The sequence below is a fragment of the Pedobacter jejuensis genome (assembly GCF_003725795.1).
Lineage (GTDB): Bacteria > Bacteroidota > Bacteroidia > Sphingobacteriales > Sphingobacteriaceae > Pedobacter > Pedobacter jejuensis.
The window spans coordinates 451255-473897 of the sequence record NZ_RBEE01000023.1 but is presented as its reverse complement, the minus strand read 5'-3'; the positions used below and the strand labels follow the sequence as shown (position 1 = coordinate 473897).

The 22643-nt window shown below is 35.5% G+C and carries 16 protein-coding genes; 10 read left to right on the top strand and 6 right to left on the bottom strand.

Features of this window, described 5'->3' with window-relative positions:
- The first annotated feature begins 137 nt into the window (after nucleotides 1-137).
- From D7004_RS12850 to D7004_RS12825, 6 genes are all read left to right on the top strand, one after another.
- Nucleotides 138-3449: a SusC/RagA family TonB-linked outer membrane protein gene (locus D7004_RS12850; RefSeq protein WP_244214330.1), complete on the top strand. Its 3312-nt coding sequence runs from the start codon at nucleotides 138-140 to the stop codon at nucleotides 3447-3449.
- Between the two features lie 11 nt (nucleotides 3450-3460).
- Entirely contained in the window at nucleotides 3461-5029 is a 1569-nt protein-coding gene (locus tag D7004_RS12845) for a SusD/RagB family nutrient-binding outer membrane lipoprotein (protein WP_208646836.1), read from the top strand.
- Nucleotides 5030-5046: 17 nt separating this feature from the next.
- Entirely contained in the window at nucleotides 5047-6555 is a 1509-nt protein-coding gene (locus tag D7004_RS12840; protein WP_123206242.1) for a DUF5689 domain-containing protein, read from the top strand.
- Between the two features lie 85 nt (nucleotides 6556-6640).
- Entirely contained in the window at nucleotides 6641-8050 is a 1410-nt protein-coding gene (locus D7004_RS12835) for a calcineurin-like phosphoesterase C-terminal domain-containing protein (protein WP_123206241.1), read from the top strand.
- A gap of 18 nt (nucleotides 8051-8068) precedes the next feature.
- Nucleotides 8069-8968, top strand: coding sequence for a glycerophosphodiester phosphodiesterase family protein (locus D7004_RS12830; RefSeq protein WP_123206240.1), 900 nt, complete (start codon nucleotides 8069-8071; stop codon nucleotides 8966-8968).
- 23 nt (nucleotides 8969-8991) lie between these two features.
- Nucleotides 8992-9684, top strand: coding sequence for a GDSL-type esterase/lipase family protein (locus tag D7004_RS12825; RefSeq protein WP_123206239.1), 693 nt, complete (start codon nucleotides 8992-8994; stop codon nucleotides 9682-9684).
- Here the strand turns inward: D7004_RS12825 and bioD are convergent.
- The 4 genes from bioD to D7004_RS12805 all read right to left on the bottom strand — a co-directional run bounded on the left by bioD (nucleotide 9676) and on the right by D7004_RS12805 (nucleotide 12768).
- Nucleotides 9676-10284: a dethiobiotin synthase gene (gene bioD / locus D7004_RS12820; RefSeq protein WP_123206238.1), complete on the bottom strand. Its 609-nt coding sequence runs from the start codon at nucleotides 10282-10284 to the stop codon at nucleotides 9676-9678. The genes D7004_RS12825 and bioD overlap by 9 nt on opposite strands.
- Nucleotides 10277-11407 (bottom strand): aminotransferase class I/II-fold pyridoxal phosphate-dependent enzyme, encoded by a 1131-nt coding sequence (locus D7004_RS12815; protein ID WP_123206237.1) that lies wholly within the window; start codon nucleotides 11405-11407, stop codon nucleotides 10277-10279. The genes bioD and D7004_RS12815 overlap by 8 nt, the downstream gene beginning before the upstream one ends.
- A 65-nt stretch (nucleotides 11408-11472) precedes the next feature.
- Nucleotides 11473-11922 (bottom strand): hypothetical protein, encoded by a 450-nt coding sequence (locus D7004_RS12810; protein WP_208646835.1) that lies wholly within the window; start codon nucleotides 11920-11922, stop codon nucleotides 11473-11475.
- Between the two features lie 69 nt (nucleotides 11923-11991).
- Nucleotides 11992-12768: an XRE family transcriptional regulator gene (locus D7004_RS12805; protein WP_123206236.1), complete on the bottom strand. Its 777-nt coding sequence runs from the start codon at nucleotides 12766-12768 to the stop codon at nucleotides 11992-11994.
- Nucleotides 12769-12901: 133 nt separating this feature from the next.
- Here D7004_RS12805 and D7004_RS12800 point away from each other — a divergent pair, with 133 nt between their 5' ends.
- A complete protein-coding gene (locus D7004_RS12800; protein WP_123206429.1) occupies nucleotides 12902-13252 on the top strand; it encodes a GIY-YIG nuclease family protein in 351 nt (116 codons plus the stop codon).
- Nucleotides 13253-13935: 683 nt separating this feature from the next.
- Here the strand turns inward: D7004_RS12800 and D7004_RS12795 are convergent.
- The gene (locus D7004_RS12795) at nucleotides 13936-17085 is read right to left on the bottom strand and encodes a peptidase MA family metallohydrolase (RefSeq protein WP_123206235.1); all 3150 of its coding nucleotides are present in this window, start codon (nucleotides 17083-17085) and stop codon (nucleotides 13936-13938) included.
- A gap of 114 nt (nucleotides 17086-17199) precedes the next feature.
- The gene (locus D7004_RS12790; RefSeq protein ID WP_123206234.1) at nucleotides 17200-19641 is read right to left on the bottom strand and encodes a transglycosylase domain-containing protein; all 2442 of its coding nucleotides are present in this window, start codon (nucleotides 19639-19641) and stop codon (nucleotides 17200-17202) included.
- A gap of 128 nt (nucleotides 19642-19769) precedes the next feature.
- Between D7004_RS12790 and D7004_RS12785 the strand changes: the two genes are divergently transcribed.
- The 3 genes from D7004_RS12785 (at nucleotide 19770) to D7004_RS12775 (ending at nucleotide 22342) form a co-directional block, all read left to right on the top strand.
- A complete protein-coding gene (locus D7004_RS12785) occupies nucleotides 19770-20648 on the top strand; it encodes a polyphosphate kinase 2 family protein (protein WP_123206233.1) in 879 nt (292 codons plus the stop codon).
- A gap of 55 nt (nucleotides 20649-20703) precedes the next feature.
- Nucleotides 20704-21165: a VOC family protein gene (locus tag D7004_RS12780; RefSeq protein WP_244214329.1), complete on the top strand. Its 462-nt coding sequence runs from the start codon at nucleotides 20704-20706 to the stop codon at nucleotides 21163-21165.
- A 94-nt stretch (nucleotides 21166-21259) separates the two neighbouring features.
- A complete protein-coding gene (locus D7004_RS12775) occupies nucleotides 21260-22342 on the top strand; it encodes a PAS domain-containing sensor histidine kinase (RefSeq protein WP_123206232.1) in 1083 nt (360 codons plus the stop codon).
- Nucleotides 22343-22643 lie beyond the last annotated feature (301 nt).

Below are 22643 nucleotides of genomic sequence, written 5' to 3'. Positions count from 1 at the left end.
AAAGCTTTGAGACTTTGCTTTCATAATTTTAACGATTAGTTAATATAAATTTAATGTGGACAGAGTTATTTTGCCGGTAATCCGGGTAGATAAAATAATTAATCATTTCCTATAATACTAACCGGATATAAACAACTATGAACAAAATTTCTACCCTACAGAAATCCAGGTTTAAGTGCATGTGGACAGTAAATGAAAACATACCTGATAAACCTGGTAACAAGTATCAAAAATTTAATTCTGGTACAAATTTGCTCAAATTAATTCTACTGCTTTTTATTGCATTGTCTTTTAATTTTGAGCAGGCAAATGCCCAGCAAACCGTTAAAAATATTACGGTCAAAGGAACCGTTTTAGATGAAGATGACAACCAACCATTAATTGGCACAACCATTACCGATGCTTCGAAGAAGGTAATTGGTGTGACTAATAATGATGGCAATTATTCTGTTACCGTTCCATCCGGAACTACGATAGTTTTTAATATGCTAGGTTTTACGGCAGTTAGTAGAGTTTTCAATAATAATGAAAGCAACGCAGTCATCCGTTTAAAATCTTCGTCAAGTCAATTAAACGATGTTGTTGTAACCGCTCTAGGAATTAAGCGGGAGGAAAAATCGCTAGGTTATGCCACTACCAAAGTAGATAGTAGTGCATTTACAAATGCAGTATCTAGTAACTGGACTGATGCACTATCGGGCAAAGTAGCTGGTTTAAATTTAGTTCGTAACAGCGGACCGGCTGCTTCAAACAAAATTATTTTACGTGGTGAAAATAACTTAACCGGCGATAATGAAGCTTTAATCGTAATTGATGGAGTGGTTGCCAGTAGTTCTGCCCGTCGTACAGCAGGGGCTTCTGGTGGGGTTTATGGTACCTCAGGAGATATTATGCCAACAGATTTTGGTTCTGCATTAAACGATTTAAGTCCTGATGATATCGAAAGTGTCACCGTATTAAAAGGTCCTGGTGCATCTGCGCTTTATGGCCAGCGTGGTGCAAATGGTGCAGTTATCATCACTACAAAATCAGGAAGTAAAACCAGCAAAAAACTAAATATTACTTTCACATCTAATAGTACCTGGGAAGAAGTAAGCAGAGGACCAGCTGTGCAAAATCAATACGGTCAAGGTCAGTTTGGGGTTTCATATTTCTCTTACGGAACAACTGAGGATGGACCAAGTACAAACGGAACCAGTGCAAGTTGGGGCGCACCATTTAGTAATGGTGGTATGTTTTATCAATATGACCCTGCTACCAAAACTAGAGGTTTAACCAGAACACCATGGATGGCTTATGAAAATCCTGTTGATGCGTTTTTTAAAACGGGTTTTGAATCTTCAAACTCCATAAGTTTAGATGGAGCTTACAAGAAAGTTGCAATGCGCTTTTCTGCAAGTCACGGCGATAACGATTGGATTGTTCCAAATACAGGTTTAGAAAGAACATCAGCTTCGTTTTCTGCCAATGCAGATGTTACCAAGAAATTAAACATTGCCTTTAAAGCTACCTATAATAATAGGTTTAGCGATAATTTACCTGCAACAGGTTACGGTAATCAATCTTTAATGTATTGGTTCATGTTTGCGCAACCCAATGTTAATACCGATTGGTACCGAGATTATTGGGCACCAGGATTAGTAAATAGGCAATTTGTGAACATAACCACAACAAATCCTGAAAGTCCGTATGCCATTTCAGAGCAATACCTAAATAAGCAACGAAGAAATGGTGTTTTAAGTAGTTTACAAGCTAATTATAAATTTACTGATGAACTTAGCTTGCTGGTTCGTGGTTCGATAGATTACAATCATGATATCCGTGAAACTCAGCGCCCATGGGATGCTGCCGGAAATAAATTTGCACAAGGTTCTTACCGAATTCAGGATATCAATTCGTACGAAGTAAATGCCGATTTTTTATTGCGTTATGATAAAAAAATCACCGAATCTTTCAGAATGACTGCAAACGTTGGTGGTAGCCAAATGCGCAACCAGTATAGTAAATCAGAACTCCGTGCCGATGGATTGGTAGTGCCTGCTGTTTATAGTTTAAGCAATAATGCAAGTCCTTTGGTTTCTGTACCAGATACAGCTCGTTATAGAATTAATAGTTTTTATGCCGCAATATCATTTAGCTTCAAAAATTATTTATACCTTGATTTAACTGGTCGCCAGGATTGGAGCAGTACTTTAGCCACACCATTTAGAACGGATAACGTTGGCTTTTTCTATCCATCGGCAAGTGCTTCCTTTATTCTTTCAGATTTTTGGAAATTGCCAACTCAAATCAGTTTCTTAAAATTAAGGGCTTCGGTTTCGCAAGTTGGTAGCGGTGGTACAACGCCTTATCGTACGGCTTATAATTATAATTTGGCTTCCAATGGGATTTATCCAGATAGTGCAATGTCTAATCCAACGGTATTGCCAAACCCAAATTTAAAACCACTTAAAACCACAACGATAGAAGTTGGTACAGAATTACGTTTATTCAAAAACCGCTTAAATTTTGATTTCGCTGCTTATTTAGGCAATACGAAAAATCAAATTTTAAGTCGTATTGTAGATAGAGCCACAGGTTACAACGTTGCAGTATTTAACGTGGGTAAGGTAGAAAACAGAGGTATAGAGTTGGCCGTAAATGGTACGCCAATACAAGTCGGAAAATTTAAGTGGGAATTGACAGGAACATTCTCTGCGAACCGAAACAAAATTGTTGAATTGGCTGATAGTTCTGTAGTATTAAGAACAGGTGCATTAGGTGGTGGCCAAATCGTAGCAAATGTTGGCGGCAGCATGGGCGATTTATACGGAAATGGATATTTGCGTTCGCCAGACGGTCAGATTGTTTATGATGCAGTTACAGGTAATGCCAAAACCTCAACAAGTTTGGTTTACTTGGGTAACACCTTGCCTAAATTTAGATTCAGCTTTGGTACCACATTAACTTATGGACAAGTTAGCATAAATGGATTGTTTGATGCTCAACTTGGAGCTGTAGCACATTCGTTAACATTTTCTAGAATGGCTGCTTTAGGTAAGCTTGATTTAACTTTGCCCGGTAGATACAATGGCGTTGTAGGTGATGGAGTAGTTCAAAACACTAATGGTACTTACCGACCAAATGATGTGGTTGCTACAAACCTAGAAAGCTTTTACACATCGCTTTATGGTTCAGACCAAGCCGAAGGAAGTGTTTTCCGTACAGATTATTTAAAGTTTAGAGAAGCTAACGTAACCTTTGCATTCGGACAGAATTTTTTAAAGCGAATTGGTTTTACAAAAGTAACCATCGGTGCTTATGGGCGTAACTTATTTATCTGGTCGCCTTGGCCGGCATTCGACCCAGAATTTGGTACGTTATCAGGATCTGATATTGTGCAAGGTTTTGAAACCGGGCAGTTACCATCTACCAGAACTTATGGTGTACGTTTAGTTGTAGGGTTATAAAAGAGCAAAATATGAAAACGATAAAGAAAATAACCAACTATATATTATTAGCAGTTGTGAGCGTTTCGACATTCTCCTGCAAAAAAGATTTTAACGAAGTAAATACCGATCCAATAGGTAAATCTTCTGTTAACGCTAGTCAGCTTTTGGCACCGGCTTTAGTAAATGTATTAAGTGCAAACTTAGTTCGCAACCGAAATTTCAATAATGAATTGATGCAGGTAACTGTTGATATTAGCGATGCGGAAGGAAAGGTTTTTAGATACGATTTAAGACGAAACTTAGCCGATTACACATGGAATGCATGGTACCCAGAATTGACCAATTTCCGTGATATTTATACAATAGCGAATAAACCAGAATCATTAAATGCTTCATATAAAGGCATTTCATTGATAGCGCAGGCTTGGGTATTCCAACTGCTTACCGATGTTTATGGTGATTTACCTTACACACAGGCCAATCAAGGAAAAGATGGTGTTTATGAGCCTGTATTTGATAAACAGAAAGATATTTATCTGGATTTGTTTACCAAACTTGAGGAAGCAAATAAGTTATTATCTGAAGGAAAATCTATCGTTGTAAGCAGCGACCCGGTTTACCAAGGCGATGTAAGCAAATGGCGTAGATTTGGCAATTCACTATATCTAAGGTTGTTAATGCGCATTTCGGGCAAAGCCGATGTTAGTGCTCAGGTTATTGCAAAAATTAAGGAAATAGCTGATACCAATAAGGCGGCGTATCCTATAATGGAAAATAATACACACACCGCTAAAATATTGTGGAATGGCACCAATAGCAGTACAGCTTTGTATTCTTCGCCGTTTATGATAAACGTTAGGGCTGTTGATTTTCGAACACCAGCCATCACAAATTTCTTCATTGGTAATCTAGCCAATTGGGCCGATCCTCGTGTAAATACAACTTTCGGTGTTAATGGGGTGAGTAGATTTGGAATTGCACCTGGGCCAGCCGGATTAATCGGTGTACCAAGCGGTTACGATGCAGGAACTTCTATAACCAAACAATCTTATTTCTATTCTGATGCGCAAAATGCTGGTATTACTTTACAAACGGATCCTAACACAGGCATAATAATGAATTGTGCTGAGGTTGATTTTATTTTAGCAGAAGCAGCAGCTAAAGGTTGGATTACAGGTACTGGCGAAAGTTATTATTTAAAAGGCATTGCCGATGCAATTAACTATTGGTTACCAACAAGATTTACCTCTGTATCAGATCCCGCCTTAGCGAGTTATGTTGTTGCAGCAGATATTAACTGGAATAACAATCTTCCATTAGAAAATACTACAACGAATGCAGCGAGTAAAATGCAATTAATCCATTTACAAAAATACTATGCTATGTTCTTAGTCGATTTACAGCAGTGGATTGAATATCGTAGAACTGGTCATCCCTTTTTACCAAAAGGTACAGGCTTGGCAAATGGCGGCAGAATGCCAGCTCGTTTAAATTATCCTTTAGTTACACAATCAACCAACCCAACTAGTTATAGAAATGCTGTTGCCTCGCAAGGAGCAGATGATATTAACACATTAGTTTGGTGGCAAAAACCTTAATCATATCAAAAAATAATATGAAAAAGATATTTATTTATACCAGTGCGCTGATTTTATTTTGCAGCATTTGGTTAGGATGTAAACGTGAATCTGACTATGTGAAAGTATCAGTAAGTCCATACATTTCCAATTTCGATTTGCGTAAGCTTTTTAAAAATGCCGATTTATCTCTTAATACCGAAAACTTAGGTGGCGCCGATTTCATCAAAGGTGTGGTAATTTCTAATTACACTGGTAGCAATACACCTGCAGGTTTATTGGTTATTCAAAATAGTCGTATTGCTGGTAGTGGTATTGATTCATTGCGTGGTATTGCAATCAATATTGGCTCAGAAGCTTCCAAATACATTCCGGGTGATTCTGTACATGTAAAAATTTCAGGTTCTACGTTAACAAGAATTAGTGGAATTTTGCAAATAACAGGCGTTTCTCCAACCAATATAGAGAAGAAGGCAACCGGAAGAAACATCATAACTAGAGCTGTTAATACTGCATCTTTAACCAGCAGACCGCAGTTCTACGAAAGCACATTGATTACAATTAGCAAAGGAAATGTAGATCCGGTTCCGGCAACGGGAGAGAAAGTAGTTGGTAATAAAACTATTAATGACGGTTTTGGTTCCGCGGTTGTTCATACAGAAGCAAGTGCTGTTTTCGCCAATCAAGATTTGACCCAATTCGCAGATTTTACCGGTATTGTTTTTACAACAGCAACTGGACCTCAAGTTTGGCCACGCACTTTCGATGATATTTTTCCGCTTGCAGTTATTAAACCTTCTGCTTTGGTAATTACGGGCTATCTGACAGATCCAACGGGTGCTGATAACAATTATGAATACATTCAATTTAAGGCAACAAGGGATATTAATTTTGCTACAACGCCTTATTCAATTGTAACCTGTAACAACGCAGGTATTTTAGCTGCGCCGGCGACTGGCTGGGCTTTGGGAGGTGTTAGAACTTATAAAATTAACATTACTTCAGGTACGGTGAGAAAAGGTCAGTTTTGTTATGTTGGCGGTAACAAAAATATCTGGGGTGCTGGTACAACCGATATTAGTTCTGCAGTATGGTTAAGTAGCACACAATATTCTAATGTAAATAGTGTAGATTTTGGAACGGCGACAAGTAATTTATTAGCGAATAGTGGAAACGTGGCCGGTATCGCTGTATTCGAGGGTATTAGAGTCGATGGAAACAGCATTCCGTTAGATGTAATTATGTATGGTGGCAACGGTGCGGTATATTCTGCAGGTCCGCCTGAAGCAGGTTATCGAATTACAAATACAGATAAATACAGTACCATACAGAACAGAAAAACGGTAGCATTTTACGGCGCAGGTACAAACACAAGTAAATTTGCTTTCCCTACAAATGCAGGTAATTTCACTCATCTTGGAGGTGTTTATGATGCTAAAACAGGTTTATGGAGTACGGGTAGAGCAGCTCAGTTTATCACGTTAACGACAACTTCTCCATTATCAGTTATAGAAACACCAGCAGGTTTTACAACAATAGTTAATTAATAACAATACATACTATTTTAAGCTTGTCGAATACACTCGACAAGCTTATTATTTAATCAATTCAAATCATCCTTCAGCCAAAAAAATGAATAGAAGATCATTTATTCAAAAATCAACTTTACTAGGAACAACGCTTTTTGTAAGCCTAAAATCGTTATCATTTACCAGCCTTTTAGATAATAAAGTTTCTGGTAAAATAACTAGTAAAGGAAAAGGAGTTGCTAATGTTGTAGTGTCTGATGGTTATAATGTTGTTCAAACAGATAAATCAGGAAATTATACCATTGAAATAAACCCGCTAGCCAAGTTTGTATGGATTAGCACGCCTTCGGGTTACGAGTTTAAAACCGAAAGTCATATCGCTAAACACTATGAAAGTGCAATTGGTAAAACCAACTTGAATTTCGAATTAATGGCTTTGAAGCAAAATGATAATCGACATAATTTTATTATCTGGGCAGATCCTCAAGTAAAAAATAAAAAGGATGTAGCCCAAATGATGGAAACTTCGGTTCCTGATACCATTAAAATGATTAAATCGATGGACCCAAAAATTCCTGTGCATGGAATTACGGTTGGCGATATTGTTTGGGATAACCACGAGCTGTTTACAGATTATAACACAGCAGTTGCAAAAATGGCAATCCCGTTTTTTCAGGCTTTGGGTAATCACGATATGGATTACAGAATGGGTGGTGATGAAACATCCGACAAAACTTTCCAGGAACACTATGGTCCAACATATTATTCATTCAATCGTGGCAAAGCACATTATGTAGTGTTAGATGATGTTCGATATTTAGGTACAGAAAGAAATTATGACGGATTTATTTCTCAAGCACAATTGGATTGGTTGGCAAAAGATTTAAAATTTGTGGCAAAAGATGCTTTGCTTATCATTAATCTTCACATTCCGGTACATAACGCCGTAAAAAATAATACCGATTTTTATGCTGTTTTAAACGGGTTCACGAATGTTCACATCATGTCTGGCCATACGCATTACAACCGAAATGTTATTACCGATAATATATTTGAACATAATCATGGTGCGGTTTGCGGTGCCTGGTGGACTGGTCCAATTTGCGAGGATGGAACGCCGCGTGGTTACGGTGTTTATGAGGTAAATGGGCTTGAATTGAAGTGGTTCTATCAGCCAACTGGATTATCTAAAAAAGAACAGGTTCATATTTACGTTGATGAATTGACTAACCAAAAAAGGCTAATTGCTAATGTTTGGAACTGGGACCCAATGTGGAAAGTAGAATATTTTCTGGATGGTAAAGCGATGGGAATTTTAGAACAGCAAAAAGGTTACGATCCCTTATCAGTAAGTTTATATAAGGGTGATACCTTGCCAGCCGGAAGAACATTCCCCGAACCAAGTAAAACCGACCATTTGTTTGTAGCGCATTTCGAACCTGCTGTAAAAAATGTCAAAGTTGTTGCAACAGATAGATTTGGGGAGAAGTTTGAGGCCAATTATACCGCTTAATTTAAAAAGATAAAACAGATGAAAATTTCTAAATCGTTGATTTTAATTTTTATGAGTGCCGTTACGTTTCAGGCAAATGCACAGGTTGCGAAATTCCCTGCTTTTAGCGCAGAAGCACATCGCGGTGGGAGAGGTTTATGGCCAGAAAACACCATCTTAGCAATGCAAAATGCCATGAAAATTGATGGCATTACCACGCTTGAAATGGATACGCATATCACCAAAGATGGTAAAGTTGTGGTAACCCACGATGATTACTTAAGTCCGGGTTTTATGCTTATGCCTGATGGAAAGGAAATCCCCATGTCGGACGCGAAAAAGTATCCAATTTTTCAAATGGATTACAAAGATTTGATGGCTTTTGATTTAGGTACAAAACCTTTAGCGGGTTTCCCACACCAGCAGAAAATTAAAACACATATTCCATTACTCGCAGATCTAATTGATGCCGTTCAAAAGGATATCAAAAACAATAAAACAAAGCAATTTTTTTACAACATTGAAACCAAATGCGATGCGCAGGGCGATGGAGTAACAAACCCCGAACCAGCGGTTTTTGTGAAGTTATTAATGGATGTTATTCAATCGAAAAAAATTACACCTTATGTTGTTATTCAATCTTTTGATAAACGAACCATTCAAATCATTCATGAAAAATATCCAAATGTTAAAACTTCATTTCTGGTAGCCAATAAAAAAACTTACGAAGAGAACATTACAGATTTAGGTTTTAAACCATTTATTTTAAGTCCGGTTTGGCAAATGGTTAATGCTGATTTAATAAAAAAAGCACATGAGGATGGTGTAAAAGTTATTCCGTGGACAGCTAATAAGTTAGAAGATATAAATATGCTAAGAGGATTAGGTGTTGATGGCATTATTTCTGACTATCCCGACATATTGGTAAAATCTAAATAATTACCTTTATTAAAATCTCTGATATGAAATCTTTCTTAACCAAAGTTACCTTTATTATACTCGCAACATTTGCATTTACCATGTTCGATGCGAATGCTCAAATTGTTAAATGGGATAGCACTTACCGCCCAGGCAAATATGTTGAGCAAGTTGCAAAATTTAAAGCTGGCCCAAAATCGAAGAAAGATTTCATATTTTTAGGCAATAGCATTACTGCCGGCACCGATTGGGCTAAACTTTTAAATTTACCGCAAGCAAAAAACAGAGGTATTTCTGGTGATATAACGTTTGGTGTTTTAGAAAGATTACAGGAGGTTATTGATAGGAAACCGGCTAAAGTTTTTATTTTAATTGGTATAAATGATGTCTCAAGAAATATTCCAGATAGCATCATTTTGCGTAATTATAAAATGATGATCAGCAGGATTAATCAAGGTTCGAAAAAAACGCATATCTATTTCACCACGCTTTTGCCTGTTAACAGCACATTCGAAAAATTTAAAAACCATTATGGTAAGGATAATCACATCCTTTGGTTAAATGATGAAATCAGAAAATTCGAATCGAAAAAGGTAACTGTTGTAGATTTATATCCGGTTTTTGTTGATGATAATAAACGTTTAAAAGCCGAACTTACTAAAGATGGTTTGCACCTCATCCCAGAGGGTTATAAAGTTTGGGCCGATTATCTTCAGGCAAATAATTACCTAAAGTGATAGAAATTCGCCAGCTTGTTTAACACTTTCCTTATTTATAATTTCCATTTGAGGGATATTTCCTAGGTATTTTATTTTCGAGTATTGCAAAATATAGCGTTGCGTTTCCTGATTTTCAACGCCATTAAAAATTATACCTTTAATTTTAATTTGATATTGTTGAAGTAGGTTAATTGAAAGTAATGTGTGGTTTATACTTCCTAAATAGTTTTGAGAAACCAAAATTACTTCAACATTAAAATCTTTTATCAAATCTATCAAAAGTTGCTCTTCATTTAAAGGAACCATCAAACCGCCAGCACCTTCAATAATTAAATTGTTTGTGGTTTCAGGCATTTTAATTTGATTTAATTCGATTTCTATGCCATCTAACTTTGCTGATAAATGTGGTGATAGAGGCTGTGTAAGTCGATAGCTTTCCCTATGGATGGATGTATTTTCGTTACTTATTAAATCCCTCACTGTTAAACTATCGCTATTTTCTAAATCTCCAGATTGAATAGGCTTCCAGTAATCTGCCTTAAGTTTTTCTGTAAGCACAGCACTAACAAGGGTTTTACCAATTCCAGTACCAATACCGGTAACAAAATATTTAGCCATTTATTTGTATTTCTTTTAAACTTTTAATTAACGATGTAATTTCTTCATCGGTGTTATAACTATGAAGGCAAATTCTTAACCGCTCTTTACCTAGTGCAACTGTCGGACTTAAAATTGCCCTAACATCAAAGCCTTTAGCTTGAAGTAATAATGCAGCATTTTTTGTTTCTGCATTCGATGAAAACAACACACCTTGAATTGGACTTTTACTATCCAAAACCTGGATTTCATATTGCTTAGTTAACTTTCTATACAGCTCAATCTTATTTACTAATAATGATGAATTGGATTTAGCCAATAATTTATAAGCGCATTTTACAGATGCAATGTTGTGCAGAGGTGCTGCAGTTGTGTAAATAAAAGAACGGGCAAAATTTATGAGGTAGTTGCGTAGGTTATGGCTTCCTAAAACGATAGCTCCATGTGTGCCTAAAGCTTTGCCAAAAGTTATAATTCTTGCAAATACCTTATTTTGCAATCCTAATTGATTAACTAATCCATCTCCATTTTTTCCAAAAATACCGGTCGCATGCGCTTCATCAACAATCAAAGCAGCATTGTATTTTTCGCAAAGCGATGCAATTTCTGTTAATGCTGCAATATCGCCATCCATAGAATAAACACTTTCTACAACCACAAATATATTGCCTGTAGCTATATTCAGTTTGCTTTCTAAATCTGTAAGGTTGTTGTGGTTAAATTTATATCGGTTTGCATAACTAAGTCTGCAACCATCAATTATACTGGCATGTATCAATTCATCGGTTATAATGGTATCGCCACGTTGAGGAAGGGAAGATAGTAAACCCACATTCGCATCATAGCCTGAATTAAAAATTAATCCACTTTCTGCTTTATGATAATCTGCGATGTATTGTTCTGTATTTTCAATGTATACTGTATTTCCACTTAATAATCTTGAGCCACCAGAACCATTTCGGTACGTATCAATTTGCCTTATTTCTTCCTCAATTAAATTCTTAAGCTCTTCCGAACGAGCAAAACCTAAATAATCGTTAGAACAAAAATCAACAGGAGGGAAGAGCGTGTTTAACCTTCTCAAGGATAGATCGTTGCTTCTCACCTCCAGCTTATCTACAATAAATTGTTCTACTTTATCCATTGTACAAAAATAAAGAAAGCGTTCCAATTAACTGGAACGCTTCGCAATATTTCAAATAATTTAAATTAACCTTGTGCTGGCGGATTTGAAACTACCGGAGCTTTATCTCTTTTTCCTCTTCCCATTCCTTTTCTCATCTGTCCACCTTTTTCTTTGGCTTCGGCTCTAAAAGCATCTAACTTCGTTTTTTGTTCTGCAGTTAAAATGTTATCTAACTCAGCCTTGCTCTTTTCCATCTCCGCTTTTCTATCCTTCATCTTTCCTTTCATTGCCGCTCTATCCTCGGTACGAAAAGCATCCGCTTTTTTTGCTCGGTCTAACTCGATTGCATAAACTTTTTGTTTTTGGTCTGCAGTTAGGCTTAACTTTTTATCCATCATTCCGGTTGCTTTTTCTGCTCTTTGTTCAGCAGTTAAGTTAGCCATTGGTCTTCTTGCTCTTTTTGTAGAGTCTTGTGCAAATGCCGCAGTAAAACCCATTACTGCAATTGCCATTGTTAAAATTAGTTTTTTCATTTTTCGTATGTGTTTAACTAATAGAGGGCAAAATGGCTAATGGGTTTAATCCATCATTGTTAAAAAATGTTAATTCTTATTTAACTGCGAAATTGATTTTTGCATCTGAGCCATCATTTGAGTCAAGGTTTCCATAGTTGGATCTGGTGCGGGTTCGGGCAACGATGTTGATATATAAGCTTTTGCTTTCCAAATTTCTAAAATATCATCTGCCGCAATAGTGTAGGCATCATATACTTTATTATCAGAAATTAATTTTAAATCTTTATGTTCTTTAAAACGATTGCCTGCTCTTTTGTAAACAACACCTTCATTTTTACTAATTACGATATAGGTTTCGCCAGTTTTAACTTCACTCCAATTATCTAAATATTCACCTATAATTACACTTCCAGGTTGAACGGGTAACATACTATCGCCCATAATTTCAAAAGCACGAAAGGTTCCTTGGCGCAAAGCCGGAATTGGTAATTGAAATTTAGGCAAATCGCTAATATATTGAGGATCGGAAAAACCATTTAAATAACCAGCACTTGCTTTAACAGGAACCAACTCAATATTTTCTCTGTCGTTTGCATCAACCGAAATGCTAAGTACTCTTAGGTTAGAACCAGAACTTTTTGGCTTAGGTTTCCAGCTGTCAGATATTTTCTCATTGATGAATTCATCGATGGTTAAATCAAAATATTCGGCTATTTTTTTTAGCAAATCATATTTCGGCTCAGCTCTATCTTCTTCATAAGCTCCAATCAACGATCTTTTAATTTCCATCAAATCGGCGAATGCTTGCTGTGTATGGCCTTTTTTCTTCCTTAGGTACTTTAAATTATTTGAAATATTTGACATAAAAATAAATTTTAAAATAAATTTGGAATTACTAAAATAGTTAGTAATTTTATGCTCATAAAGTTAGTAATATTATTTTGATTTGCAAGGGGGTATGCTAATTAGTTTAGTTTTAATTTATAAACACGTTATTATGAAAAAGTTTGTTTACATCGTTACCGACAGAAATCGCACAAGTATGCATGTTGGCATGAGTTCTGATTTGATTAAAACATTAGATTTTTACAAGCAGATGCCAAACTTGTTTTTTGATAACGGACAACAATTAACTCGCTTGGTTTATTTCGAAGAATTTAAAACCGAAGCACAAGCATTAGCCCGATTTAAATTGGTTAGCAGATTTACCCGTATGCAAAAAGAACGTTTGGTAAGGTCTTGCAATCCTGATTGGATTGATTTGACTGTTGGTTTAGATTTCGAAAATATCTTATTGCATAGAAATATAACAAACCAAGTTAAATTGTCATTTACCAGCCTGTCTTAGGTTGAGTTACAATTGGTAATTAAACATTTATTCAGCCTTCGGTCCGTGTGCTCAAAGACCGAAATAAAATATTATTTGTTATTACTAAAAGAGAATGGTCTGTGAGTACACAAACCGTAAAACGAAATATGGAGTAACTAGCAAGATTCCCTCGGTCTGTGTCCCCACAGAGTGAAATAAAATATTCATTATTATTGAATTTGAAATGGTCTGTGAGGACACAGACCATGGAACGGTTCGATTCTTAAACTTAATATTTTGCTGTTTTATCACCGTATTGCTTTTACGACCCGTCTTGCTGAATTTATTTCAGCATCTTTCCTGTAAAAAAAGTACTGTTATAAATTCAGCGTGACGTAAACTAAAAAAAAGTAGCTTATTAATAATGTGAGGCAAAATCAATAATCTTACTCAGGTTATTAAATCGGTAATGGTCTGTGAGGACACAGACCATGGAACGAAATATAGAGTAACTAGCAAGATTCCCTCGGTCTGTGTTCCCACAGACCGAAATAAAATATTATTTGTTATTGTTAAATGAGAATGGTCTGTGAGGACACAGACCATGGAACCACTCAGATTATTAAATGAGAATGGTATTTGTCTTAACAAACCATGGAGTTTGTATTAAGTAATAACCATGTTTTATTTTTTCACAGACCAAAATGAAATAATTTCTGTTTTTACCATCCAGGAGCAAATGTTAAACCAAATACACCGGTTTTCACATCTTTACGTTGGAAAGGAATAGCATAGTATGGTTCCAATACGAAATAGTTGAATACATTTACACGTAGCGAAATTCCAACACTCATAACAGGAACCCTTTCAGTTGATACTTGGTTCTCACCAACAACTTGCCCATTATTATCTACAATTGGCGTTGTTGTAAAAGCTGCTTCTTTCTTAAATACAACTTTACTGTCGTTCGTCCATGCAACACCAGCATCAAAAAATAAGTTTAAATCAGTCACTAAAAATTTAGATGGAATTGCGCTGATTTTTTTTGGCCCTGTAAATGGTAAGCGGGCCTCGAAGTTAAATACAACCAATTTACTACCACTTAGCTGATTAATGTCGTAATTATTGGCCAGCGTTGCAGAATTGTTTTTGTAAATCGAATTTGCTTCGTAACCTCTAATTAAATAGGGGTAACCAAGATACATTGGATACAACCTATCCGCATCTTTACCAATCCTTAACACATTATAAGACCTGGCTGCAAGAGTTATTGGTTTAATCCTCCAATATTTCCGTAAATCGGCCGTAACGCCGGAAAATCTATATGTTCCAAAATAAAGTTCACCACTTACGCGATAACGGAAACCGTCTAGTGGAGCCGTTAGACCAAAAATGGAATTATCACCAATGAAACCTGCATTTACCTGGAATAAAGTAAAAGGGTTAAATGGCACACCATAATCAATTGATGCTTGTTCAGGAGAAAGTTTGGTTCTATCAGAACCTAAATAAAATCCATCTGTGCTGTAATAGTTGCTATATCTATCAATACGATAACTATAATTAGAAAAAGCACCACCAAGTTCGAAGCGATGAATTTTACTAAAAGGGTAAGAAGCAAAAAGTTGAAACTGATCTTCAAAAGTTCTGATAATATCAGTCCTGTAATTTATGGCATCTATTGTTGTATTTCCACTTGGAACCTTTTCAAATCCATAAGAGCTAAAACCCGAAACATAAGGAATGTGCGAAACTGCAGCACCCCAGTTTATTCTGCTTTTTTGATTGATATATCCAACCAATCCACCGAAGTCATAAATTTCCCCATTAACAGATAAATTGGCAATAATTTGATTGGTTCCTAAAATATCGCTGAACATACCGATAATACCACCTTGTACACCTGTTCCAAATCTACTTGTTGAAACACCGACACCACTATTAGCTAAATAATCTAACCGAAATTTCGGTTTATACGGAACCGTTTTCATGGAATCAGCAACGATTTTTTCGAATCGATCGAAATTATTTAAGTTTGAATTTATAATATTAACGCCAATATTTTCCATTGGAGGAAGAATTGCTGCATCAAAATTTTCTTCCTGATTATTAATTCTTTTTGGCTTAAAGCTGCTAAGGTTAGCATTATATAAAGTATAGCGCTGGTAACGATAATAACTATAAACAATATCGTTGGTTTGCGAAACCGAAATGGCTGGAGAGAATTCGGTAATGCCGCTTATGCCTGTAAAATAGTCGGTTAATTGATCAACAGTATTATCTGCAAAATTGTATTTATATAAATTCCTGAAACCGTCTCTATTTGATAAAAAATAAATATTCTTACTATCTGGTGAGAATTGTGCATTCAGATTGTTTGCGCCTGGAAAAACATCAAGATTGCTAACTGTTTTCGTTGCAATATCGAAAACTGCAAGATTTATTGGGTGTACAGCAGTTATGTTTTTATGCTCTATCGCTGCCCTGTCTGATGAGAAAACCAATTTATTGCCATCTGGAGAATAACTTGGCGCATAATCAGAATAAACATCATTTGTAATTTGCGTAACCTGTTTGGTATCTAAATTATAAGAAAAAATGTCACTTTGGCCTTCAACCATTCCTGAAAAGGCAATGTCTTTACCATTTGGCGACCATGTTAAATTCCCAAATTGAGAAACATCTCCCATTGCAGTTTGCATCACGGTAGAACCGTTTGCTACATCAATAATCATCATTTGGTTTTTACCTTGAGAGAAGATACTAAAAGCAAACTGTTTACTATCTGGCGACCAAGCCCCGGCTGATTCTATAAAATTAAAATCATCAATATGTCCGTTTGATAGTTGGCTGGTCAGCTTTCTAATAATTCTTCCTGTTTTGGCATCAGCAAGAAATAAATCAATACCGAATAAATCTTTTTCAGATAGGAATGCTAGATACTTTCCATCCGGACTAAGGGCAGGAGCAACGTTCATGTTACCTGCATTTTTATTGTCAATAATTTTAGTCCCGGTGATTTTTACTTGCGCACTATCTGCTTTTAGCATCGGCTTGTAATGTGCATCAATTGCATTTTTCCACAAGCCTGACAGCGTTTTATCGTCATAACCAAAAGTGTATCTTATTGCATTCTCATAACCATATTTAGCAGTATTTTTAAATAGTGGTACAATTGTGGTATCTCCGTATTGCGAGCCAATGTAAGTCCAAAATGCTTGTCCATAACGATAAGGGAAGTACTTATTCGAATTTGTTAAATCTTTTAGTGATGGAATATCTCGATTTAACATGGCATCCCGCATCCACATAGATGTAAAAGCATCGCGTTTACCGATGGATAAGTACTCGGCCATACCTTCAACCATCCATAAGGGCGTTTGCCCTACGTTTTCAAGACTAATGGAATCTTTCTCGAGCAATAAATGGTATTGAAAAGCATGAACCAATTCGTGACCTAAAACGTGCCTTGTTTGACTGTTAAGTTCCATCACCGGCATAATTACCCTGTTTTTCAAAGCCTCGGTAACACCGCCTGTTCCTACACCAATTTCGCCATTCAGGGCCGTTGTTTGTTGAAAATCTGGATGATTGTTATAAAGTATGATTGGATTCTTCTTTAAAAAAGTATCTCTAAAAACTTCCTGATGCATTTTATACCAGGTTTCAGCATCTTGGGTAAATTTCTTTAATAAGTTATCGTTTTTTAGGTAGTAATAAATTTCAAAATGCGGTGTTTGTAATACCTTAAAATCTAGGTTTTTATATCGCACTTTATTTTGCCCAAAGTATTGTGCATGAGCCGATAACGATAATATAGCTAAAATTAAAACTGATAAGAACTGCTTAAAAATAGTAGAGCTTATTTTCATACGTTTGATTTAAATATACAGAAATTTTAATGATGTAGATTTGAATAATAAAAATAGCAATTGTTTAGATTACTATTTTTATTTTAACACTTTCGCCACGAATAATTGTAATGTTTAATTATCAAATTTCTTCTTCTCACGCTCTTCTTGCCTTTGTTTTCGCTTTAATTCTCGTTCTTCTTTTTTTGATAAAGGAACAACAACCGCAGGTTGGATAGGAGCAGATTCAGGTTTTTTCTCTTCCTTCTTAACTTCAGTTTCTGTAGTTGGTGTAGGCGTTGTAGTTTCAGGAGCTAAAGGATCTACAATATCTGTAGAATCTACCAAAACACTATCTGTAGAAGTTGTATCCTCAACAATTCTCGGACTTGGACAATTAATTGTTCTGGTAATTTCTACTGTAGCTTTAGGAAATGGGCCATAAGTATATCCAGAATTAGGATCATGGTAAACCTTCTCCATAAATTTGGCAAAAATAGGTAATGCAGTTCTTGAACCTTCACCTTGCTCGCCATTTTTAAAGTGAGCGGTGCGTTCATCGCAACCTACCCAAACGCCTGTAACTAAATCTTTTGTAATGCCCATATACCAGGCGTCAACATAATCAGATGAAGTACCCGTTTTACCACCAATTTGATTGTTCTTTTTCCATAAATCCCATTCCCATAAGGCTTGAGAAGTACCTCCAGGTTCTTCCATACCGCCACGGAACATGTACAACATTAACCAGGCAATTTCTTCAGTTAAAACCCTTTTTGTTTTTGGTTTGAAATCTTCAATAACATTATTATCCTGATCAGCAATTTTCTCAACTAAAATCGGGTCTGTTTTTACACCTTTATTTAAAAAAGTACTGTAAGCTTTGACCATTTCGAAAACAGAAACATCATTAGAACCTAAACTAACTGATGGAACAGATTCTAAATGACTGTCGATACCACATTCGTGTGCCCATTTTACCACATTATCCCATCCAACTTTTTCTGTTACCTGCGCAGTTATGGTATTAACCGATTTCGCCATGGCCCAACGCAAACTCATTTCTCGGTAAGTAACGCTATAATCGGCATTTTTCGGCTCCCAGTATTCTGTTTTCCCTTTATCTTGATAAGCAATTTTCACTGGTTTATCGGTAAATTTATCACATGGATTCATTCCTTGCTCCAATGCTGTTAAATATGCAAAAGGTTTAAAAGTAGAGCCAGCTTGCCTTTTTGACTGATTAACATGATCGTACTTAAAAAACTTATGATCAATACCACCAACCCAGACTTTAATTTTTCCGCTAGCTGGTTCCATAGTCATCATACCTGTATTCATGATTTTTCCATAATAACGGATAGAATCGAGGGTTGAAAATAAGGTATCTCTATCGCCTTTATACGTAAAGATTTGCATCTTTTTCTTCTTATTAAAATATGCCGTTACCGAATCGGGATTGTTTGCAAATTTCTTTTGAAGCAAGTTGTAAATAGGTAGATTTTTCATTGCCCTATCAGGATAATCTACTTTGTTTTTCTCCGAATCGTACCATGGGTCTTCATTCCCCCAAACACTATAGAATCTACGTTGCAAAGTTTTCATTTGTTCCTGCACGGCTTCTTCAGCATATTTTTGAAGCTTCGAATCAATAGTTGTGTATATTTTTAAACCATCCTCGTACAAATCGTATCCGTTGTCTTTACACCATTTTTCCAGGTATTTTGCAACTGCTGCCCTTAAATAAGAATCGCCATCACTGCCATCTTCCAGTTTCCCTTCCTTAAGTTTTATTGGTTCTTTAGATAAGGCTTCTAGGCTATCTTTGCTTAAGTAATTGTATTTATTCATTTGGCTAAGCACCGTATTTCTACGCACTAAAGCCTTCTCCGGGTTTTTTGTAGGGTTGTAAAGCGTTGTACCTTTTAGCATTCCAACCAGCATTGCGGCATCGGTAGTCGATAAATCTTTTGCCTCCTTATCAAAATAAATCCTACTTGCCGTTTTTATTCCATAAGCATTGTTACCAAAAGAAACGGTATTTAAATACATGGTTATAATATCGTTTTTAGAATAATTAGATTCTAATTTAACGGCGGTCATCCATTCTTTAAGCTTTACAATTATGGTTCTTACCAGAGGAATTTTTACCAAAAAACCTTGCGATTTATTGTAACGTGTTCTATATAAATTTTTTGCTAATTGTTGGGTTATTGTACTTGCACCACCATCTTTACCAAAGCCAACAACAGCACGGCCAACTGCCTGAACATCAATACCCCAATGTTTGTAAAACCTAACGTCTTCTGTTGCTACCAAGGCATTTATCACGCCAGGAGCAATTTCATTATAATTTACCGGTGTTCTGTTTTCTTTAAAATATCTGCCGATTAATTTACCATCTGATGTATATAATTCGGAACCAACCCTTAGGGTAGGAATTTTTATGTCTCGATAACTTGGAGAATAACCAAATAACCATAAAAAGTTAAGTTGAAGCGCAGAGAAGAAAATGATTATTAAGAAGATGCCTATAGCAGAATAACGTAAGTACTTGTTTTTTATCTCTTTAAACATATTGGTTAAGATGATGTATCGGGTAAATGCTTTGGAACTAAATATAAAAAACTCCAAATGCAAATTAACGTATTTAATTTACTTATTTTTTAGTCTATATTTAAATAATTGATTACAGAATTACAAATATGAAGAACGAATTTAAAAGCCTGATAATACAGGGAGATAAAAAATTTTCGATAAAAAATACAAAAACTGATTATACTGGTGGTTATAATAAAGAAAAGGCGAAGGATGCTTTAGTTAATTCAAAAATAGAAGTTAACCATTTACAAGAAAAGCTATATGCTGCAAACTCACACTCATTATTAATCATTTTTCAAGCTATGGATGCAGCCGGGAAAGATAGCGCAATTGAACATGTAATGAGTGGTTTAAATCCTCAGGGTTGCCAGGTTTTTAGTTTCAAAACACCCACATCAGAAGAATATGAGCACGACTTTTTATGGCGACATTATAAGGCTTTGCCAGAACGCGGAAGGATAGGAATTCACAATCGTTCACACTACGAAAATGTTTTGGTTTGTAAAGTTCATCCAGAATATATTATGAGTGAAAACCTTCCTGGATATGAGGAAGTTGATAAAATTAATAAAGACTTTTGGAAACAGCGCTATCAAAGCATCCGCAATTTTGAAGAACATTTAACCGCAAATGGAACAGTGATATTAAAATTCTTTTTAAATGTTAGTAAAGAGGAGCAAAAGCAACGTTTCTTGGAGCGAATAGACGACCCTACAAAAAACTGGAAGTTTTCATCGGGTGATATTAAAGAAAGAGCCTTGTGGGATGATTACATGAAGGCATATGAAGAAGCAATTAATGAAACAGCTACTAAAGATTCGCCATGGCATATTATCCCTGCTGATAAAAAATGGTTTGCCCGTTTGGCCATTAGCTCAATTATTGAAGATAAATTGAAAAGTTTAGACCTTAAATTCCCCATTTTAGGCGAAGATGAACAGGGCAAACTGATTGAAACCAAAACAGTATTGTTAGGTGAATAGCAGATGGTAATTACTTCAAAATTTTTCTCAACTTTATCGACAAATCAATATCCCTATGAAAATAATTGCAATACTTATTATAAGCTTAGCTGCTTTAAATCCTTTTCAAAAATCTATGGCACAGAATGATAAACAAAGTCCTGCAGTTTTAAATCATATTGCGGTTTATGTAACCGATTTAAAAGTGGCTACTGACTTTTATGAAAGCGTTTTCAGCTTACCTCAAATCCCCGAACCATTTCATGATGGAAAACATACTTGGTTTAGCTTAGGCAATGCTGGTCAGCTGCATTTAATACAAGGCGCAAAAACTACTGAACTGCATGATAAAAATGAGCATTTATGTTTTAGCGTAGCATCTGTAGATGCTTTTGTTAACAAGCTTAAAGCAAAAAATATTAAGTTTGAAGATTGGCCAGGTAAAGAAGGCGCTATAACTTTACGAGTAGATGGCGTTAAACAGGTTTATTTTAAAGATACCGATGGGCACTGGCTTGAAGTGAATGATGCCAAATAATAAATTGTATAAATTAAAGATTCAAAATCTACACTAATTATTTATTATAAGTTTTAGATGTAATTTTTAATTTTGCAGATAATCAATCCTACTTATGAAAGACTTAAACTCCGATATTTTTTATCAAATTGGCGATCAATCCAGAGATGTATATTTCGTTTATAACATTGATGAGAATAAATTTTCTTATTTAAGTCCGGCATTCCAGTCCATTTTTGAAATCTCTTTAGAATCTGCAAAAAACAATCCTAAGCTAATTTTTGATTGTGTACATGCTGAAGATAAAGGCTTAGCGATAGATTGTTTCAATGAAAGTACAGAGCAAAAAGTAGGGCGTAAATACGAGTTTAGAATTTCCTGCAACGATAATTTTATTAAATACATCAGAATTAGTGTCTATCCAATTTTATCAGAAGGAAATTTAATCCAATTAAGCGGCATTGTAGAAGATGTGAGCGTAGCTAAAACAAATAATTTTCACATCGAAAAAATAAATGCCCAAAAAAATACAACGCTTGAAATTGTATCTCATGATTTAAAAGAGCCGATGGCTATGATTGGGCTTGCAGTTTCTGATTTGTTAAAAAACAGTTTATTTGAAGACCAGGAACGTGTTTTGAAATCGCTTACCTTTATAAAAGATATGTGTGAGCGAAACGTTTTGCTAATAAGAAATTTAATTAATCATGAGTTTTTAACTTCGGCAGAAGTTGATATTAGAAAAGAAAGAGCTGATTTAATTAGTGAGATTAAAGATGTTATTGGTTTTTATCAATATGCAGAGTTAAATTTATATAGAAAGTTTGAGTTTATAAGTACCGAAGAAAAACTTTATGCTATGGTTGATAGCATGAAATTTATGCAGGTGATAAATAATTTAATATCAAACTCAATAAAATTTACCCCTGTAAATGGAACTATTAAAATTGAGGTACAGGATAGGGGAAAAACAGTTCTAATTTGTGTAAGCGATAACGGCATAGGAATTCCGAAGCATTTGCAACCTTATTTATTCGAGCGATTTAGCATTGCCATGAGAGAGGGTTTACATGGTGAAGATTCGTGGGGTTTAGGCATGTCTATCATTAAAACGATTGTAGAATTGCATAAAGGTAAAATCTGGTTCCAAAGTGAGGAACATGAAGGAAGTATATTCTTTATCGAGATACCTAAATAGTTTTATTCATTCATTTTCTGGTTGTATAAGGATAAAAAACTTGCCGAAGTTTGTTATTTCTATTGCAGTTACCATTGGTTTTCGTATTATTTAACGTACAAAATTGGGTTTCTGAGCATTAATCAGGCTCTATCTATTTCTTGCAAATTATCATAGCTATTGCATTCTGTTCATTATTGAAGTTTTGTTTATTCATAGCAAAAACCTGCCTTCATTCACTTTATTCATACCGGCAAATAATTTAACATTATACTTAATTTGGTACTAATCATACAACGCTTATCAGGATTGGAAGCAATGA

Excerpts from the sequence above, each read along its gene's own strand:
- D7004_RS12790 (WP_123206234.1), bottom strand. The coding sequence starts at position 19,641 with ATGTTTAAAGAGATAAAAAACAAGTACTTACGTTATTCTGCTATAGGC.
- D7004_RS12810 (WP_208646835.1), bottom strand. The coding sequence starts at position 11,922 with ATGAAAAAACTAATTTTAACAATGGCAATTGCAGTAATGGGTTTTACT.
- D7004_RS12850 (WP_244214330.1), top strand. The coding sequence starts at position 138 with ATGAACAAAATTTCTACCCTACAGAAATCCAGGTTTAAGTGCATGTGG.
- D7004_RS12800 (WP_123206429.1), top strand. The coding sequence starts at position 12,902 with ATGAAAAAGTTTGTTTACATCGTTACCGACAGAAATCGCACAAGTATG.
- bioD (WP_123206238.1), bottom strand. The coding sequence starts at position 10,284 with ATGGCTAAATATTTTGTTACCGGTATTGGTACTGGAATTGGTAAAACC.
- D7004_RS12835 (WP_123206241.1), top strand. The coding sequence starts at position 6,641 with ATGAATAGAAGATCATTTATTCAAAAATCAACTTTACTAGGAACAACG.
- D7004_RS12795 (WP_123206235.1), bottom strand. The coding sequence starts at position 17,085 with ATGAAAATAAGCTCTACTATTTTTAAGCAGTTCTTATCAGTTTTAATT.
- D7004_RS12825 (WP_123206239.1), top strand. The coding sequence starts at position 8,992 with ATGAAATCTTTCTTAACCAAAGTTACCTTTATTATACTCGCAACATTT.
- D7004_RS12780 (WP_244214329.1), top strand. The coding sequence starts at position 20,704 with ATGAAAATAATTGCAATACTTATTATAAGCTTAGCTGCTTTAAATCCT.
- D7004_RS12845 (WP_208646836.1), top strand. The coding sequence starts at position 3,461 with ATGAAAACGATAAAGAAAATAACCAACTATATATTATTAGCAGTTGTG.
- D7004_RS12785 (WP_123206233.1), top strand. The coding sequence starts at position 19,770 with ATGAAGAACGAATTTAAAAGCCTGATAATACAGGGAGATAAAAAATTT.
- D7004_RS12840 (WP_123206242.1), top strand. The coding sequence starts at position 5,047 with ATGAAAAAGATATTTATTTATACCAGTGCGCTGATTTTATTTTGCAGC.
- D7004_RS12775 (WP_123206232.1), top strand. The coding sequence starts at position 21,260 with ATGAAAGACTTAAACTCCGATATTTTTTATCAAATTGGCGATCAATCC.
- D7004_RS12830 (WP_123206240.1), top strand. The coding sequence starts at position 8,069 with ATGAAAATTTCTAAATCGTTGATTTTAATTTTTATGAGTGCCGTTACG.
- D7004_RS12815 (WP_123206237.1), bottom strand. The coding sequence starts at position 11,407 with ATGGATAAAGTAGAACAATTTATTGTAGATAAGCTGGAGGTGAGAAGC.
- D7004_RS12805 (WP_123206236.1), bottom strand. The coding sequence starts at position 12,768 with ATGTCAAATATTTCAAATAATTTAAAGTACCTAAGGAAGAAAAAAGGC.